Raw genomic sequence first — 21,673 nt, forward strand, 5'->3', positions numbered from 1 at the left:
TTTTTGTGCCTTTTCCGACGGAAACTATTTAGGGGGATAAATTTATGAAAGTTAATAAAGTTGAGAAAATCTATCCATTGTCAAATATGCAAAAGGGGATACTGTTTCATGCTATTGAAGATAAAAATTCAGATGCATATTTTGAACAAATTATATTAGATATAAAAGGTTATGTAGATGAAACTATTTTTGAGGAAAGTTTCAACGAGATTATGAAACGGCACGAAGTGTTAAGAGCATCATTTAATTATAAATTGGACGAGCCATTACATGTAATATTAAGGGATAGAAAAATTAAGTTTAGCTACAATGATGTAAGTAATTTAGATTTAAACACTAAAGATTTATATGTGGAAAAATATATAGTAGATGATAAGGTGAAGGGCTTTGACCTAACAAAAGAAACCCTTATGAGAATTTGTTTGATCAAAACAAATGATAACTCATATAAAGTAATTTGGAGCTTTCATCATATATTACTTGATGGTTGGTGTATTGGGATTATATTAGATGAGTTATTTACTATCTATTCACATAAAATGAAAGGTGAAGAGCATCAATTAGAAGATCCTAGACCCTATAGTGATTATATAAATTGGCTAAATAATCAGGATAATGAAGAAGGATTGAAGTATTGGAGTAAGTATCTGGAGGGGTATGAGTTAACTGCTACCCTCCCTAAATTTAATAACTCTAGTGCTGGAAAGTATCAGAGAAGAGAAAAAGTGATAGAGTTTTCAAAAGAGTTAACTGATAAGATTACACAACTGGCAAATAAAAATAACGTCACCTTAAATACAGTGATGCAGAGTATTTGGGGGCTTATTCTAGCGAAGTATAACAATAGTGAGGATGTTGTTTTTGGAACAGTTGTCTCAGGCAGAGATGCAGCTGTAGAAGGTATAGAGAATATGTTAGGTTTATTTATAAATACAATACCAACTAGAATAAAGTTGCAAAGTGAAAAATCATTTAAAGAGGTTTTAAAAGCAACTCAACATGATGCAATAGAGGGTAATGATTATAATTATATTAATTTAGCCGAAGTTCAAGCTCTTAGCAACTTAAAAAGTAATCTTATTGATCATATATTAGTATTTGAAAATTATGCTATTGATGAAAAAGGATTGGAAGAAAAGGAAAGTGGATTAGGGTTCGAAGTTGTATCTGTAACCGACGAAGAGAGAAGTAATTATAGCCTAAGCCTTACTGTAGGAATAGGAGAGAAATTGAAACTAACAATTGTATATGATGAAAATGTATATGAAGAAAGACTAATCAACAATTTAGAGTGTCATATTCAAAATGTAACGAAGCAAGTTATCGAAAATGATGCTAAGAAATTGATCGATATAGATTTAATTTCAGAAGAGGAAAGAAACATCCTTCTTTATAAATTTAATGAAACAACCGTTGAATATCCTAAAGATAGGTTGATACATCAATTGTTTGAGGAACAGGTTGAGAAGACACCTGACCGTGTGGCAGTTAGCTTTAAAAGTAATAACCTAACTTATAGGGAATTAAATGAAAAATCAAATCAAATAGCTAGACTACTGCGAGAAAAAGGTGTTCAATCAAACACAATTGTAGGAATCATGGTGGACCGTTCTTTAGAAATGATTATAGGAATTATGGGGATTTTAAAATCCGGAGCGGCGTATTTACCAATTGATCCTGAGACTCCTAAAGAGAGAATTGACTACATGTTACAAGATAGTAATGTAAAAGTTTTATTGACTCAAGATAGATGTATAAGTCAACTTAATTTGAATGTGGAGTTAATTAATTTAGATCAAGAGAATTTTCTAAGGCTAAGTACAGATAATTTGAATTTGATAAATCATTCAAGTGATACAGCTTATATCATTTATACTTCAGGATCAACAGGAACACCAAAAGGAGTAGTTATTCCGCATTATAGTGCAATTAGAGTAGTTAAGAATACAAATTATATTGAAATTAATGAGAATGATACGATACTACAACTTTCGAATTATGCTTTTGATGGGTCTATATTTGATATTTATGGTGCGCTTCTAAATGGTGCAAAGTTAATAATGGTTGAGAAGGACACTGTATTAAGTCTTGTTAAACTAGCTAAGTTAATAAAGGAAGAACAGATAAGTATTATGTTTATTACCACAGCTTTATTTAATGCGCTTGTAGATTTAGAAATAGATTGTTTAGATAAAATAAGAAAAATATTATTCGGTGGTGAAAGAGTTTCAGTTTCACATGTGAACAAAGCCCTTGAGAAATTGGGCAAAGATAAAATTATTCATGTTTATGGTCCAACTGAAAGCACGGTATATGCTACTTATTATTTTGTTAATGAAGTAACTGAGGTTATCCCAATAGGAAAACCGTTAGCAAATACTTCGGTTTTTGTAGTAGATAAAAATTCTAACCTGCTTCCACTTGGTGTGCCTGGAGAACTATGTATTTCTGGAGACGGATTAAGTAAAGGGTATTTAAATAACGAGAGATTAACAGTTCAGAGATTCGTTCCAAATCCGTTCATTCTAGGAGAGAGAATGTATCGAACAGGAGACCTTGTGAGAATGTTACCTGATGGAAATATTGAGTTTTTAGGAAGAATTGACCATCAAGTGAAAATTCGTGGTTTCAGGATTGAACTGGGTGAGATAGAGAGTCAACTTCTAAAACATAAGGAAGTAAAAGAAGCTGTTGTTATCGCAAGAGAAGATAATAGTCATCATCAATATTTATGTGCGTACTTTACTTCCGAATCATCGAAGGGCGAGATTAGGGTTCAAGAAATTCGAAAGTTTTTGGCAAAAGAGTTACCAGAGTATATGATTCCTGCTTTTTTTGTTCAGCTAGACAAGCTACCACTTACTACAAATGGGAAAGTGGATCGAAAGGCTTTACCAAGTCCTGATGAAAGTTCGGTTGCAGGAGTAGTAGAGTATGAGGCACCAAGGAATACAGTCGAAGAAAAGCTTGTATCCATTTGGCAAGATATTTTAGATATAGAAAACATAGGAATTCAACACAACTTTTTTGAAATTGGAGGCCATTCACTGAAAGCGACTACGATGGTTTCTAGAATCCATAAGGAACTTATGGTGGAGCTACCTTTACGACAAATCTTCCAAACACCTACTATAAAAGGAATTGGAGAATATATTGACTCTACGAAAGAAAGTGTATATGCATCGATCAAAAAAGTAGAAGAACAGGATTATTATCCGCTCTCATCTGCCCAAAGAAGACTCTACATTTTAAACAAAATAGAGGGTAGCGGAGTATCTTATAATATGCCTTTCGCTATGAAAATAAAAGGTGATTTGGATGTTCATCAGCTTGAGAATACATTCTATAAACTAATCGAAAGACATGAGGCCTTAAGAACTTCTTTCGTAATGGTAGATGGTGAACCAGTTCAAAAGATTGAAAAAGAGATAGATTTCCAAGTGACGTATAGAGAAATGGGTACCAATAAGCTAGATGAAATGATTAATGGATTTGTTAAACCGTTTGATTTGGAGAAAGGTCCTCTTTTAAGGGTTGAAATTATACATGTCACAGATGATGAGCACGTGATGGTCCTAGATATGCACCATATCATTTCAGATGGAGTTTCAATGAACATTTTAAATAGAGAGCTCTGTAAACTGTATGAAGGGAAAGAGTTATCCCCATTGGACCTACAGTATAAAGATTATGCAGTATGGCAAAAAGACTTGTTTACTCAAGAGGAAATGAAGAAGCAAGAAGAATATTGGATAAATGTTTTTAAAGAAGAAGTACCTATTTTAAATATGCCAACAGATTATAAAAGGCCGCCGACACAAAGTGTTGAAGGGGCTCGAAGAAGTTTTGAAATAGATAGTGAGTTGACAAAGAACCTTAATAGAATTGCAAAAGAAAATGGGGTTACCATGTATATGCTTCTGTTAGCTGGATATACAACTTTACTTTCAAGATATACGGGTCAAGATGATATTGTGGTAGGATCTCCAATTGCAGGAAGAAGCCATCATGATTTTGAAAATATTGTCGGAATGTTTGTGAATACCCTTGCGATGAGAAATTATCCAAATGAAGATAAAACATTTCGTAATTATTTAAGAGAAGTAAAAGAAAATGCATTAAAGGCTTATGAAAATCAAGATTATCCTTTGGATGAACTGGTTGAAAAGTTGGACTTACAAAGAGATATGAGTAGAAGTGCATTATTTGATACGATGTTTGTGCTACAAAACTTAGATACCTCTAATGAAGAGATTAAAGGGTTAAGTTTTGAAACATATGATAGTGAACTTAATATAGCAAATTTTGATTTAACATTATCAGCAGTAGAAACTAATAACATCATAAAATTTGATTTAGAATATTGTACAAAATTGTTTAAGAAAGAGACAATAGCTAAAATATCAGAGCACTTTGTTAGTATTTTAAGAGAAATTACTAATAATCAGGAAGTTTGTTTAGGTCAAATAGATATGCTTTCGGGAGAAGAAAAGCACATTCTTTTGAATGAATTTAATGAAACTTATATGGATTATCCAAAGAATAAAACCATTTATCAATTATTTGAGGAGCAGGTAGAGAGAACTCCAAACAAGGTTGCCGTAGAATTTGAGGGGCAACAAGTTACTTATAAGGAGCTCAATGAAAAATCCAATCAAGTAGCTAGAGTACTTTATGATAAGGGTGTTCATCCAGAAATGATTGTAGGAATTATGGTGGAACGTTCTTTAGATATGATTGTCGGTATCATGGGTATATTAAAATCAGGGGCAGCGTATTTACCAATAGACCCTGAATATCCTGAAGAGCGAATTAAATATATGGTAGAAGATAGTAACGCAAAATTCGTATTAACGCAGACTCATTTATACGATAAACTTCATTTTATCAATAATGAATGTATAACTAAAATCTCAATTAATGATGAAACAATAAAAAATCAAGAGCAAATTAATATGGAAAGGCGTAATAATAGAAATGATTTAGCCTATGTCATTTATACGTCTGGTTCCACGGGTTTACCAAAAGGGGTGTTAGTGGAACATCATTCCTTAGTCAATTTATGTAATTGGTATGTAGATTTTCATAAAATAACAGAAAGAGATCGAATTACAAACTATTTGAAAGTCTCATTTGATGCATCTATTGGAGAAATTTTCCCTTGTTTAATCACCGGAGCTACTTTGCACGTTTTAGGCAAAGATATGAGGCTTGATCTAGATAAATTAAATGAATATATGAATAGTAAAGACATAACAGTTGCAACATTCCCATCTAAGGTAAGTGAACAATTTATATTACAAGATAATCATTCTTTAAGAATGTTAGTATCCGGTGGCGAAAAGTTAATTTTAAATAAGAATACTCGCTATCAACTTGTAAATGCCTACGGTCCAACCGAAAATACAGTAGTAACTACAAGTTTCTTAATGAATAAAAATGATGATAATATTCCAATTGGAAAACCGGTGTATAATACTAAAGTTTATATAGTAAATAAGTATAATCAGCTTTGTCCAATTGGAGTAACAGGAGAGTTATGTATATCTGGAGTTGGATTGGCAAGAGGTTATTTAAATAATCCAGCCTTAACTGCCGAGAAATTTGTGGGAAATCCTTTCGTCAGTGGAGAAAAAATGTATCGTACAGGTGATCTTGTAAGATGGATGCCTGATGGAAATGTTGAATTCATAGGAAGAATTGACCATCAAGTAAAAATACGTGGGTATAGAATAGAACTTGGTGAAATAGAGAGCCAGTTGTTAAAACATCAAGATATAAAAGAGGTCGTAGTAGTAGCAAAAGAGGATAAGAAAAATCATACGTATATAAGTGCTTATATTGTGTCTGAAAAAGCAATATCTTCAGCCAAGATAAGAGAATTTTTAGAAAAGGAACTTCCTGATTACATGATTCCCTCTTATTTTGTTCAACTTGACCAGTTACCACTTACATCAAACGATAAAGTGGATCGAAAAGCACTTCCAGAACCAGATAGAAGTAGTCAATCAGGGGTAGAATATGAGGCACCAAGAAATGAAGTTGAAACACATCTTGTTGAGATTTGGAGGGATATCCTAGGCATAGAGGATATAGGGATAAATCATCATTTCTTTGTATCAGGTGGAGATTCTATTAAGGCTCTGCAAATTGTGTCCAGATTGTCTAGAATAAATCTTAAGTTAGAAGTGAAAGATCTATTTGCAAACCCTAAAATTAAAGATCTTAGTAAGTATGTAAAAAAGCAAAACAAACGGTTAAAACCTTATGAAATAGTTACAGGAGAAGTAATATTATCTCCAATTCAAAAATGGTATTTTGAGAAAAATAAAGAAGAACTAGATCATTTTAATCAATCATTTATGCTGTTTAGGGAAGATGGATTTGATCAAAAGAGAATAGAGAGAGTCTTTAATAAGATATTAGAGCAGCATGATGCCCTGAGAATGATTTATAGAGAAAATGATGGAGAGATCATTCAGTATAATAGAGGCTATAAGGATAACCTCTTTGATTTATACGTTCATGATGTTGAGGGAGTAGAGAATAAGGAAGAGAAAATATATGAATTAGCGACAAATATCCAAAAGAAATCTTCCATCAAAAATGGTAAACTCGTTAATCTTTGTTTATTTAAAACGAATCAAGGTGATCATCTGCTTATTACCATTCATCATCTTGTAGTAGATGGAGTATCATGGAGAATAATATTAGAAGATTTTGAAACTCTATATTCTCAGGATTTAAGAGGTGAGAAGTTAGACGTTGGATTCAAGACTGAATCCTTTAAAGAATTTTCCTCTAAGCTGAGGGAGTATGCTAGTAACAATAAATTATTAAAGGAAAAAGAGTATTGGCAAGAGATAGCAAATACTGAGGTTGCATTTATACCTAGAAAAAAAGAGCTCAAAAGTGACACATTCGAAAATAGTAAAACAGTTAGTATTTCTTTAAATAAGGAAAAGACTATAAGTTTATTAAGAAAATCCAATAGAGCATACAATACAGAAATAAATGATATATTGTTAACTTCCTTATTATTAGGTGCTAGAGAGATAACAAGTGAAAATTGTATAAAAATAAATATGGAGGGACATGGAAGAGAAGATATCTTAGAAAATGTAGATATTAGTAGGACTGTAGGTTGGTTTACAACTATGTATCCAGTACTTATAGATTTAGGCAATGAGACCGATCTTGCTACTAATATAAAAATGGTAAAAGAAACTTTAAGGAAAATTCCTAACAAGGGAATCGGATTTGGTATACTAAAATATTTATCAAAAGAGAAGTATCTATTAAATGAACAAAAAGCACCAATTTCATTTAACTATTTAGGTGAAATGGATAATGATGTTAACAGAAATGAATTTTCTGAATCAAAATTTTCTTATGGGGAAACAATTGGAGGAAAGATTTCAAGAAATAATTCGATAGAAATCAATTCGATAATTATTAATAATGAATTGGTTATAAATACTACCTTTAATGAGCTAGAGTTTGATGAACTAACAATCAGGAAATTAAATGATAAGTTTAAAGAAAGTCTTGAAACTATAATTGATCATTGTGTTAGTCAAATAGAGGTGGAAAAAACGCCTTATGACTATGGGGATACTAAATTAACTCTAAGTGAACTTAAGGATATTAAAGAAAAGTATAAAGATTTCGAAATTGAAAAGATTTACCCGTTAGCAAATATGCAAAAAGGAATGCTGTTCCATGCTTTGGAAAACAAAAATTCAAAAGCATATTTTGAACAAACTGTCATGGATATAACAGGATACGTTGATGTAGAGATATTAAAAACAAGTTTTAATAAAATCATGCAAAGATACGAAATACTAAGAGCATCATTTGAATATGAAATAGTTGGGGAGCCTAGACAAATAATAATAGCGGATAGAGAAATAGGTGTTCAATATTGCGATATAAGTGAAAGAGGAACTATAGAAAAAGAGTTATTCATAAAAAATTATAGAGAAGAAGATACAGAAAAGGGATTTAACTTAAGTAAAGATACTTTAATGAGAGTATGTTTGATTAGAACAGATGAAAACTTATATAAATTGGTATGGAGTCATCACCATATTTTATTGGACGGTTGGTGTCTTGGAATCGTATTAGGTGAGTTATTCACTGTATATGGAAAATTAATAAATGGTGAAGAATATGAGTTAGAAGAAACGAAACCTTATAGCGATTATATAAAATGGCTGGAAGAGCAAGATAAAGAAGAAGGTAAAAGTTATTGGGAGCAATATTTAGATGGTTATGAAGAGAAAGCGCAAATACCAAAATTACAGATTACTAAGAATAATAGTGAGTATTTAAGAAGAGAAAAAGTAATTGAATTTTCGAACGAATTAACAAATAAGATTACACAGCTTGCTAATAGGAATAGCGTAACCTTTAATACAGTATTCCAGAGTATTTGGGGTATTATTTTGGCGAAGTATAATAATACAGACGAAGTAGTATTTGGAACTATTGTATCGGGAAGGGAAGCACCAGTAGACGGAATTGAAAAGATGATTGGTTTATTTATTAATGCCATTCCAACTAGAATAAACCTTGGAAAGAATCAGAAGTTTAAAGAGGTTTTAACGGTTGTACAGAGTGAAGCTATAGCTAGTAATAATTATAACTATATGAATTTAGCTGAAGTTCAAGCAATGAGTAAATTAAAGAATGATCTTATAGATCATATAATTGTGTTTGAGAACTATGCTGTTGATAAACGTATTGCCGGAAATGAAAAAATGGATATAGGTTTTGAGGTAGAAGATATACATGCAGAAGAGCAGAGCAATTATAGTTTTAGTATTGCTGCAACTCCAGGTGAGCAGTTAAATTTAGTTTTGACTTATGATGGAAATATTTATGATGACAAAATAATAGATAATATCGAAATGCACATTAAAAAAGTAACTGAACAAGTGATTGCAGATGAGAATAAGAAAATAAATGAAATAGACATAATTGCAGAAGAAGAAAGAACAACTTTATTGTATGAATTTAATGATACAAAAGTAGATTACCCAAAAGAGAAGACGATCCATCAATTGTTCCAAGAACAGGTAGAAAGGACACCTGAAAATATTGCAGTTGTGTTTGAAAATAAACAATTGACTTATTGGGAACTTAACGAAAAATCTAATCAAGTCGCTGCTCTGCTAAGAGAAAAAGGTGTGAAATCTAATACTGTGGTTGGTATTATGGTTGAACGTTCGATTGAAATGATAGTTGGTATGATGGCGATATTAAAAGCCGGGGGAGCATACCTTCCAATTGATCCTGAGTATCCAGAGGATAGAAGAAGATATATGTTGGAAGACAGTGGTATAGAAATATTGTTAAAACAAGAAAATAAACAAGTAGATTATGATTTAACTTGTATTGATATAAATGTACAAAAGATTAAGGATAGATTTACAGAAAACTTGCCTAGTCTAAATAAGTCCGCTGACATGGCTTATATAATATACACTTCAGGTTCAACTGGAAAACCAAAGGGTGTAATGGTGAATCATAAATCTATTCTCAATACGTTATGTTGGAGAATAGAATCATATCAATATAGTGACAGTGATATTACGTTACAGATGCCTTCTTTCTCTTTTGACAGCTCTGTTGAAGATATTTTTACTACTTTGCTTTCTGGAGGTAAATTAATTTTAATAGAAGATATAAGAATGAATTTCAGTAAATTTATAAATATTATTCAAAATAATAAAGTAACTAATTTGTTAGCCGTTCCAAGCTATTATAATAATCTATTAAACACTATTGATAAGCCTTTATTAGATTTGAGATTTGTGACAATTGCAGGTGAAGGTTTTAATGAAAATCTAATTACAAAACATTTTCAGAAAATACCTCACGTAAAATTGTTTAATGAATATGGTCCAACAGAAAATAGTGTTTGTTCTACAATATGTGAATTAAAACAGGAAGATCAGAAGGTACTTATTGGTAAACCAATAAGTAATAACAGGGTTTATATCCTTGATATGGAAAATAATTTAGTGCCATTAGGAGTTGCAGGTGAACTTTGTGTAAGTGGGGAAGGTTTGGCACGTGGTTATTTAAACAGACCAGAGCTCACAGCGGAGAAGTTTGTTCCAAATCCATTCATTCCAGGGGAAAGGATGTACCGGACAGGAGATCTTGCAAGGTTATTGCCTAATGGGAATATCGAATTTTTAGGTAGAATTGACCATCAAGTGAAAATTCGAGGTTTCAGGATTGAACTTGGTGAGGTAGAGAATCAACTTTTCAAACAGAAAGAGATTAAAGAAGCCGTTGTCATCGCAAGAGAGGATAATAATGGTCAACCATATTTATGTGCTTATTTTACGTCTGAAACACGTAAGAAAGAATCCAAATTACAAGAAATTCGGAAGGATTTGGCGCAAGAGCTTCCAGAGTATATGATTCCTGCGTTTTTCGTTCAGTTGGATAAACTACCACTTACAGCCAATGGAAAAGTGGACCGAAAGGCCTTACCAGAACCTGATGAAAGTGCAGTTGTGGGAGTAGAGTATGAGGCACCAAGGAATGAAGTCGAAGAAAGACTTGTATCCATTTGGCAGGAAATTTTAGGAGTAGAAAAAATCGGTATCAACCAGCACTTTTTTGAAATAGGAGGTCATTCTCTTAAAGCAACTACGATGGTTTCTAAAATCCATAAGGAACTTATGGTGGAGATACCTTTACGACAAATCTTCCAAACACCTACTATAAAAGGGATTGGAGAATTTATTGACTCTACAAAAGAAAGTGTATATGCATCGATCAAAAAAGTAGAAGAACAAGATTATTATCCACTTTCATCTGCACAAAAAAGACTTTATATTTTAAACAAAATAGAGGGTAACGGAGTATCTTACAATATACCGTTCGCCATGAAGATAAAAGGTGATTTGGATGTTCAGCAACTTGAGAAGGCTTTCCATAAATTAATCGAAAGACATGAAGCTTTAAGAACTTCTTTTGTAATGGTAGATGGTGAACCAGTTCAAAAGATTGAGAAAGACATAGATTTCCAAGTGACGTATAGAGAAATGGGTACCAATAAGCTAGATGATATAATCAATGGATTTGTTAAACCGTTTGATTTGGAGAAGGCTCCTCTTTTACGGGTTGAAATCATACATGTTACAGATGATGAGCACGTAATTGTATTAGATATGCACCATATCATATCAGATGGTGTATCAATGGGGATCTTTACACAGGAATTAGCTGAGTTATACAACGGGAAAGAATTATCTCCATTAAGCATTCAATATAAAGATTATTCTGTATGGCAAAGAGAATTGTTTACTCAAGAAGAAATGAAAAAACAAGAAGAGTATTGGATGCATGTATTTAAAGAAGAAGTACCAGTACTAAATATGCCAACAGATTATAAAAGACCGCCAATTCAAAGTACAGAAGGTGACCTTGTACATTTTGAAATCGATAGTGACATATATGTTAATCTTAAGAAGATGGCGAAGGAACATGGTGTGACGCTGTACATGCTTCTGTTAGCGGGATACACAACACTGCTTTCAAAATATACGGGGCAAGAGGAAATCGTAGTGGGATCTCCAATCGCAGGAAGACCTCATGATGATTTGAAACAGATTATGGGTATTTTTGTTAATACTCTTGCAATGAGAAATTATCCAAAACGAGACGTTTCATTCCAGGATTATTTAAAAGAAGTTAAAGACAATGCTTTAAAAGCTTATGAAAATCAGGATTATCCATTTGATGAATTAGTTGAAAAATTAGATTTAAAGAGAGATATGAGCAGAAGTGCTTTGTTTGATACAATGCTCGTCTTACAAAACTTTGACTATGATGATTTTGAAATACAAGGTTTAACTTTCTCACCATATCAAATGAAGGCGCATGTTTCTAAATTTGATTTAACACTTACCGCTGTTGAAGAAGAGCGTAGTATCAAATGTGTATTAAATTACAGAACTAAATTATTTAAGAAGGAAACTGTAGAAAGATTAGCTAAACATTTAATCCAGGTTTTTAAAGAAATTATTGAGAAGCCAGAACAAAGCATTCAGGATATTATGTTGCTTTCAGAAGAAGAAGTGCAGATGCTATTGCAGGATGATAAAGATACAAAAGCTGATTATCCGAAAGATAAAACAATTTCACAATTATTTGAGGAACAGGTGAAACGAACACCTCACCATGTAGCCGTGGTATTTAAAAATCAGAAACTTACGTATCTGGAACTGAATGAAAGAGCGAATCAAATGGCAAGGTTGCTTCAAGAAAAAGGAGCAAAGCCAGGGATAACAGTAGGTATGTTAGTGGAAGAATCTCTTGAAATGATTATTGGAATTATGGCCGTATTAAAAGCAGGAGCTACTTACTTACCAATAGATCCTGAACAACTGGATAAAAGAACGAATGTCATTTTAAAGGACAGTAATGCTAGCCTATTGATAGTAAAAGGAGAAAGGAAAGAAACTCTCCAATTTAATGCAGAAGTAATCTCCATGGAAGATGATTCTATAAAAGAGAGGGATACATCAAATTTATTAGTCAATTATAAATGGAATCATAATGCATATATCATCTATACATCAGGTTCGACTGGTACACCTAAAGGTGTATGTGTTCAGCATAACAACGTTGTAAACTACATGACTTGGTTTACAAAGGAAGCGAATCTAAAAGAAACAGATAAGGCAATGTTAGTATCTTCCTATGCATTTGACTTGGGCTATACAAGTCTATATTCATCACTTTTAAATGGATGTGAACTGCATCTCGTTACAAAAGAAGTATATACTAATGCTCAGAAAGCATTACAGTATATAGAAGAACAAGGGATTTCTTATTTGAAATTAACACCGTCTCTCTTTAACGTCTTGGTGAATGATCCGAGTTTCTCAAATAATCAGAGCTGTAAAACTTTGAGATTAGTCGTGTTAGGTGGAGAGAAAATCAATCCAATAGATGTTGAAACATTCTATACACATTACCCAAATCATGCGGTAATGAATCACTATGGACCTACAGAGGCGACAATTGGTTCGGTATATCAAGTTATTGAATATGATACAATGGCAGCTTTCAAAGAATGCCCTGTTATTGGAAGACCAATTCAGAATATGAAGGCTTACGTAGTGGATCAACAAATGAAACTTGTCCCAGAAGGTGTTTATGGTGAATTATGCTTATCAGGAGATGGCGTAGCAAGTGGATATTTAAACAGAGCAGATTTGACCGAAGAAAAATTTGTTCAAAATCCGTTTGAACCAAATAAAAAAATGTATCGGACAGGGGATCTTGCTCGAAGACTATCAGATGGTAGAATTGAGCTTGCAGGTAGGATTGACGGTCAAGTGAAAATAAGAGGTTATCGAATTGAAACAGAAGAGATTAAGCGTCATTTAGTTAAACACGAACAAATTAAAGAAGCATTCGTGATTGACCGAGAAGGTCAGGACGAAAGAAGATATCTATGTGCATATATTACATCCCAGAGGGACCTATCATTTGAAGAATTAAGAGCGTACTTAAAAGTAGAAATCCCTGAATACATGATTCCATCTTATTTTGTTCAAATGGAGCGTATTCCACTTACGGCAAATGGAAAAGTAGACGAAAAAGCTTTACCAGAGCCAGATGTGGGTAAGGGAGTAGATTATGAAAAACCAAGAAATCAGGTAGAAGAAAAACTTGTGAAGGTATGGGAAGATATATTAGGAGTCAAGTCAATTGGGATTAGCCATAACTTTTTTGCTTCGGGTGGAGATTCTATTAAAGCTTTACAAATTATCTCACGTTTATCACGAGAAGGTATCACGTTAGAGATGAAAGATCTATTTACCTATCCGGAAATCAAGTTTTTAAGCAACTATGTCAATATTGAGACAATACAAGAAGGCTCTTATGAAATTGAAACAGGAGATGTGTTGCTCACTCCAATTCAAAAAGCGTATTTTATGAATGGAAAAGAAGATGTAAATCATTATAATCATGCAGTTATGTTGTATAGGAAAGATGGATTCCGTGAGGAAATGATACAAGAAGTTATGGAAGCAATTTTTGTACATCATGACGCTTTACGAATGATTTATAAAGAGGAGAATAATGAAGTACTTCAATTCAATCGAGAAGTGGAAAAGAATCAATTTGGTTTTTATGTTTATGACGTTTCGAGAGAAGATAATCCAGATGTGAAAATTCAAGAACTTGCGACAATATTACAGAAGAAAATTGATATACAAGAAGGACCGCTTGTAAATGTAGCACAGTTTAAGACGAATGTTGGAGACCATCTGTTACTTATTATTCATCACCTTGTGGTGGATGGAATCTCTTGGAGAGTCCTATTTGAAGATTTTGCACTTGGATACAGCCAGCTAATGAAAGGAGAACCAATAGCGTTTTATCCAAAAACGACTTCTTATAAAGAGTATGCCACTCAGCTCAACGAGTATGCTAAGAGTGCAAAAATCCTTAGAGAAAAGCAATATTGGGTGAACACATTAAAGGATAATGTTAACTTTTTAGAGAAAAAAGAGGAAGTTGGACTATTCCGATATGAGGATAGTGATACTTTTAGTACCGCTCTCGGAATAGAGGAAACAAGCCGATTGTTAAGAGAAACAAATCAAGCATATCATACTGAAATCAATGATTTACTGATTAGTGCTCTTTTAATAGCTACAAGGAGAGTAACTGGTGAAAATAAAATTAGGATTAATCTAGAGGGCCATGGTAGAGAACAGATTATAAAAAATGTAGATATTAGCCGAACAGTTGGATGGTTTACAACCAAATATCCTGTATACATCAATTTAGGAGATGAAAAGGACCTTTCAATGACTATTAAAACAGTGAAAGAGTCTCTTAGAAGAATTCCGAATAAGGGAATAGGCTATGGGGTTTTAAAACAATTGAGTGGAGATTCAGATTTATGGAGTATTGAACAGCCACCTATTTTGTTTAATTACTTAGGTCAAATGGATGCAGATCTCAATAATACAATCTTTTCTTCTTCTTGGATATCGGCAGGAGAGTCGATTGGAGGTAAACATACAAGAGAAACACCTATAGAAATCAATGCTATTGTCTTAGATGGAAAGCTCACTATTGATACGACTTATAATACAAAAGTATATGCAGAGGATGTCGTAGTGGAGTTTACGGAAGCTTTCAAGGCTGCTCTTCTTGATGTAATCCACCATTGCATTTCTAAGGAACAGGCTGAAAAAACACCATTTGACTACGGAGACAAAGAATTAAGCTTCGAACAACTAGAGGAAATAAAGGCGAAAAATAGGTGGGGAGAAATAGAAAAGATTTATCCATTAGCTAATATGCAGCAGGGTATGCTATTCCATGCATTAGAAGATCCACAATCAGGTGCATACTTTGAACAACTTGTCATTGATGTCAAAGGGTTTATTGATGTCAACTTATTCGAGGAAAGCTTGAACGATATTATGAAAAGACATGAAATCCTTCGGACAGCAATTGAATATGAAATTACAGAACAACCAAAAAATGTAATTATAAAAGGTCGAAAGATTGGCTTTAGATATCGAGATATTAGACAGCAAGGAATAGATCAGCAAAAAGAAAGTATAACAACCTACATTGAACAAGATCGAGAAAAAGGTTTTGATTTTAGTAAAGATGTCTTAATTAGACTGGAACTTATTCAAACTGATGATAAGGCTTATACAATTATATGGAGTAATCATCACATCTTGTTCGATGGATGGGGCAGAGGTATTATTTTGGGAGAATTGTTCCATATCTATGGAAACAAACAAGTAGGACAGTATCCTAATTTAGAAGAGCCAAGACCATATAGTGATTATATTAGATGGTTAGGAGAACAGGAAAAAGAAGAGGGAATTCAATATTGGAAACAATATTTAGCAGGATATCAAAAACCTGCGAAAGTTCCATCGTTCAAAATTGATAGTACAAGAGAGTACCATGGACAAGAGACGCTCATTGAATTTTCAAGGGAACTTACGAAAAAAATGACTGAATTGGCTAATCAAAATAATGTTACGTTAAACACTGTGCTACAAACTTTATGGGGGATTATTTTAGCCAAGTATAATCATACAGACGATGTTGTATTTGGTTCTGTCGTTTCTGGTAGAGATGCCAAAGTAGCTGGAATTGAAAAAATGGTTGGATTATTCATTAATGCAATTCCAACGAGAATTAATATAAAAGAACAGAAGAGCTTTAAAAATATTTTAAAAGAGGTACAGCAACAAGCAATAGAAAGCCAAGCATACAACTATATGAATCTTTCAGATATACAGTCTCTTAGTGATTTGAAAAGGGATTTAATTGATCATGTAATGATTTTTGAGAATTATGCACTTGATGAACGTTTACTTCAGGAAGAAGAAAGTAAGAGTAGTTTCGTGTTTAAGGATATTAAAGGGATTGAACAAACCAACTATGGATTTACAATAGTTGTCGTTCCAGGTGAACAGCTTGTTCTCAAAATATCATATGATGGAAATCTCTATTCAGAAAAACTCATCCAGAACATAGCAAATCATCTAAAAAATATTATGGACGAAGTTGTGCAAGATGAAAATAAAAATGTGAATCAATTAGAAATCCTTTCAAAAGAAGAAAAGCATTATTTCTTGAATGAGTTTAATGAAACAAAGGCAGAGTATCCAAAAGAAAAAACAATTCATCGCTTATTTGAAGAACAGGTAGAACGGACTCCAAATAAGGTAGCTGTGGTATTTGATAAGCAGCAACTTACTTATAAAGAACTTAATGAAAAATCTAACCAAATAGCTAGGCTACTCCAGAATAAAGGAGTTCAACCAGACACAGTTGTAGGTATCATGCTTGAACGTTCTCTAGAGATGATTATAGGAATTATGGGGATTTTAAAATCTGGAGCAGCATATTTACCAATAGATCCTGAATATCCTGAAGAGCGAATTAAATATATAGTAGAGGATAGTGGAACAAATATAATACTTACAAAAGGTAAAGATGCAGTGAGGTTAAGTAAAGAAATAGTATTTTTAGATGAAGAGTATAATCATTATTCTACTGAAAATATAAAAGTAACAAGTAATACTAACAATCTGGCTTATATGATTTATACTTCGGGTTCTACAGGTATGCCAAAGGGAACTATGCTTAAGCAACGAGGCCTAGTCAATTATATAACATGGGCGAATAAGGAATATGTCAAAGGAGAGGCCTTAGATTTTGCCTTGTATTCATCTTTCTCATTTGACCTTACAATTACATCATTATTCACACCATTAATTTCTGGAAATAAAATAGTTATTTACAATAATGATGGGGATGAACCAATTATAAGAAAAATCTTTAAGGATAATAGAGTAGGTATAGTAAAATTGACACCATCCCATTTAAGGTTGATAAGAGATATTGATAACAGCAATTCAAGTATAAAACGATTAATAGTGGGTGGAGAAGATTTAAAGACTGAGTTAGCAAGAGAGATTTTAAAAAGTTTCAATCATAATGTTGAAATCTATAATGAGTATGGTCCAACAGAAACAACAATTGGCTGTATGATTTATAAATATAGCCTTAATGACGATAAACACATATCGGTACCTATTGGGAAGCCAATTGATAATGTTCAAATTTATATATTGGATGATAATCAAAAGATATTACCAGTAGGAATAGAAGGAGAACTTTATATAAGTGGAGATGGTGTTGCTACAGGTTATTTAAATAGACCTGAATTGACAGCAGAAAAATTTATATCAAATCCATATGTACCTGGAGCAAAGATGTATCGAACAGGGGATCTTGCAAGATGGTTGCCTAGTGGAAATATCGAATTTATAGGCAGAACTGACCATCAAGTCAAAATTCGTGGTTATAGAATTGAATTAGGAGAAATAGAGAATCAAATTCTAAAATTAGATAATATAAAAGAAACAAAAGTTGTTGCAAGAATAGACGGTGAGGATAGTCAGTATCTTTGTGCATATGTTGTTTTAGAGAATAAAGAAAAAGCAATTACTGTTACAGAGATGAGAAGATATTTATCAAAAGAACTTCCAAATTATATGATACCGGCATTTTTTACACAGCTTAAGGAATTGCCGTTGACAACAAATGGTAAAATAGATATAAATTCATTACCAGCACCAGATGGAAATGTCCAATATGGATTAGAATACGAACCGCCAAGAAATGATTTAGAAGAAAAAATTGTTAGCATATGGGAAGAAATTTTAAATATCAAAAAAATAGGTATGAATACTAATTTATTTGATATCGGAGCGAATTCTTTAAACGTTATGACATTTGTTTCAAGGATAGTTGCAGAGTTAAACTTTAGAGTACCGTTTAAAGATGTATTTGATAAACCTACAGTCCGAAGTTTTTCAGCGTTCTTAGAAGGTGCAAAAGAAATGTTAAAGGATTATACAGAGGATTGTATTCAACTTAGTAGCTCAACAAGCACCAATAAAAAACTATTTTGTTTCCCACCTGCTGCTTCAATAGGAATAGCATATATGGGGCTAGCAAAGCATATTGAGTCATATTCGGTTTACAGTTTTAATTTTATTAAATCTGAAAATAGAATTGCACAATATGTTAAAATAATAAAAGATATTCAATCAGAAGGACCGTACACATTAGTGGGATATTCAGCTGGTGGAATTCTTGCATTCGATGTGGCAAAAGAATTGAATAGACAAGGTTTTGAAGTAGAAAATCTTATTCTTATTGATTCAAAATACCGTACGATTGTAGAACAGAATCTTTATACAGAGGAAGAGTGTAAGAGAGAACTTCATGAAAAATTCAATCTGAAAAAATATAAAGATTTAGAAAAATTAGCTAGTGATTATTTGATAGAATTAATTATGAAGTCTTATATGTATGTACAGAGTACAACAACAAATGGCAGTATTGATGGAAATATAAGTTATATAAAATCAGTAAAAGAAAAAGAAGATGAAAATAATTTACTGTGGGAGAATGCTACTACGAAGAATTTCAGGATAATTCAAGGGTACGGAACCCATATGGAAATGTTATCAAATTCAAAGCTAGATATTCTTAAAAAGAATGCTAATATAATAAACGACATATTGGCGTTTGAAACAGTTTAATTTTTGAGAATTGGCATTTCTTTTAAGAAATGCCAATTTTCTTATTTTGATGACTTGTAAATTAAAGGGAATAAGCGCAATAATTTTGGACATGTATAATAGAAATTATGAAAGCAGGTGTTATTTTGCGAGAAATTAGAATTCTTATAGCGGATGATGAAAAAGAAATTAGAGATTTATTAAAAAAATATATGGAGCGAGAATTATATAAGGTTGATGTTGCTATAGATGGCGAGCACGCTCTTTCGTTATTTAATAAAAACAAATATGATCTGTTTATATTAGATCTTATGATGCCAAAAATTGATGGGATTGAGGTCTGCAGAAAGTTAAGAGAAAAAACGAATGTTCCTATTCTAATGCTCACTGCTAAAAATCATGAAACTGATAAGATATTAGGTTTAAGTATGGGCGCAGATGATTATATTACAAAACCTTTTAGTATAAATGAGGTAGTAGCTAGAGTTAAAGCTCTTATGAGGAGATTTTTAGTTTTAGGAAGTGAGGCAGGGGATAGAGAACAAACACGTATAGAGTTTAAGGAAATCTCAATTGATATGAAAAAATATACTGTTTTCAAAGAGGGGAAAGAGATTCCTTTGACTGCAAAAGAGATGGAACTACTAAGGTTTTTTGCTTCAAATCCGGAGCAAGTGTTTACTAAATCTCAGTTATTCCGTAATGTTTGGGGGGACAACTATTTAGAAGATGATAATACTGTCATGGTCCATATTCGAAAACTTAGAAAAAAAATAGAAGTGGATCCCTCTAATCCTCAATTAATACAAACAGTTTGGGGAATAGGATATAAGTTTGTAGGTGACCAAAATGTATAGCGATAAAATTATCTTACTTAATATTCTTCAATTATTATGTATTATAGGACTTTTTTTTACAGATTTAAATAATCAGCTATTAGGAATAAATAAACTTGTTTTGTACATAGTACTATTTTTCTTTACGACTTTTCTCTTACTGATAAGGTTTCACTTCGTTAATCGTTTGAAAATAATGATTGAGGGGTTACAACGTGTAATTAAAGGGAATTTAACAACAAGGTTAATTGTAAATGAAGATAATGTATTTAATAAAATGATATTTTCTGTGAATGAATTAATTGAACAGTTAGAGAGAGTTCAAATCGAATCCATTAAATCTCAAAATGCGAGAAAAAGGCTCTTATCAAGTATTTCTCATGATATCAGAACTCCTCTTACATCTATTATAGGATATATTGATGCTTTAAAAGATGATATAGCTGTTTCTCGAGAAGAAAAAAAAGAGTATCTTGAAATTATTTCAAAAAAATCCAGCAACTTAAAGCAATTAATCAATGAAATATTTAATATGGCAAAGTTAGATGCAGATGAAGTTTTAATAAATCCTGAATTTCTAGAGTTAACTGAAATTACCAGAGAAGTATTAATTGAGTATTTGCCTGAAATCAAGAAGAATAATTTGGAGTTAAAGCTTAGTTTACCAAAAACAAAATGTTTTATCACGGCTGATTATCTAAGTATTATAAGAATTATAGATAACCTAATAAAAAATGCTATTATATATGGGAAAGAAGGAAAAGTACTTGGGATAGAACTCATGGAATCAAATCAAGAATTCCAATTGCTTGTTTGGGATAAAGGACAGGGAATCGCGGAACATGATTTAGATCATGTATTTGAACGAATGTATCGTGGTGACCAATCAAGAAATTCTATTAATGGAGGTAGTGGATTAGGGCTTGCTATTGCTAAATCCTTAGTAGAAAAAAATCAGGGCAGGATATGGGTTGAAAGTAGTCCATGGAATAAAACAGTTTTTGGTATCTCTTTTCCAAAAACAGAAAAGGTTTAATAAATATAGATAATATATGGTTTAAATTAAAATTTGTCCCAAACAATGTAGTAAAATTGTTATACAATACAGGTTTACGTATTAGTGATATTTTAAGTTGCAAAAATAGTACGAATAGGATTAAAAAATTTATATAGAAATGCAAGAAACCAAAATAAAAAAGAGCAGTTAGTTGTAATAACTGCTCTTTTTAATACAACTTGAGTAACAAACAGATTGTATTGTGATTATTAGTAGAATATTGGATTTTATTTAGTTCTTTAACAAAGTCCTAATCTAGTTAGAAATAAAAAGCGCCATAAAAAGTGCTCAATGACTACTCTGAGTTGCTCATAATTATTCTAATGTTAAAATGGAAATCACAAAGGAGTGCTAGAAATTATTTATAAAGGTAATGAATAGTAAATAAGACAAAATATACTCATTGTAAATGAAGAAGCCCTAGAGTTTAGGGCTCTAGGGCTTCTAGTGCACATGGTTTTATAAAAAGAAAAAACGTAATGAAGATAACACATGAATGTTTCATAAATGTATCAAAAAAGTGAACAATATAACTATATTGCTCACTTTTTTAATTGTATATTTCACAACAGCAAAAGAAAAACATGCTATATTATTGCGAACAAAGCCTATGTGTATGTGAAATAAAGAGGAGCCGTCCTATTGGATAGCTCTTCTTGTTT

Annotated in this window: 3 protein-coding genes; all 3 read left to right on the forward strand. The window is 32.2% G+C overall.

What is annotated here, in order from left to right; genetic code table 11:
• Positions 1-44 precede the first annotated feature (44 nt).
• The 3 genes from ACTFRH_RS11470 to ACTFRH_RS11480 all read left to right on the forward strand — a co-directional run bounded on the left by ACTFRH_RS11470 (position 45) and on the right by ACTFRH_RS11480 (position 20,990).
• Positions 45-19,139, forward strand: a complete 19,095-nt coding sequence (locus ACTFRH_RS11470; RefSeq protein WP_033703281.1) for a non-ribosomal peptide synthetase — start codon at positions 45-47, stop codon at positions 19,137-19,139.
• Positions 19,140-19,264: 125 nt separating this feature from the next.
• A complete protein-coding gene (locus tag ACTFRH_RS11475; protein WP_001206989.1) occupies positions 19,265-19,975 on the forward strand; it encodes a response regulator transcription factor in 711 nt (236 codons plus the stop codon).
• Positions 19,968-20,990, forward strand: a complete 1,023-nt coding sequence (locus tag ACTFRH_RS11480) for a sensor histidine kinase (protein ID WP_000286658.1) — start codon at positions 19,968-19,970, stop codon at positions 20,988-20,990. Before ACTFRH_RS11475 ends, ACTFRH_RS11480 begins: the two co-directional genes overlap by 8 nt.
• The last annotated feature ends 683 nt before the right edge of the window (positions 20,991-21,673 follow it).

This window comes from Bacillus cereus group sp. MYBK216-1, from assembly GCF_051916495.1.
Classification (GTDB): Bacteria; Bacillota; Bacilli; order Bacillales; family Bacillaceae_G; genus Bacillus_A; species Bacillus_A thuringiensis_K.

Coding starts and splice junctions, on each gene's coding strand:
- ACTFRH_RS11480 (WP_000286658.1), top strand. CDS start 19,968: ATGTATAGCGATAAAATTATCTTACTTAATATTCTTCAATTATTATGT.
- ACTFRH_RS11470 (WP_033703281.1), top strand. CDS start 45: ATGAAAGTTAATAAAGTTGAGAAAATCTATCCATTGTCAAATATGCAA.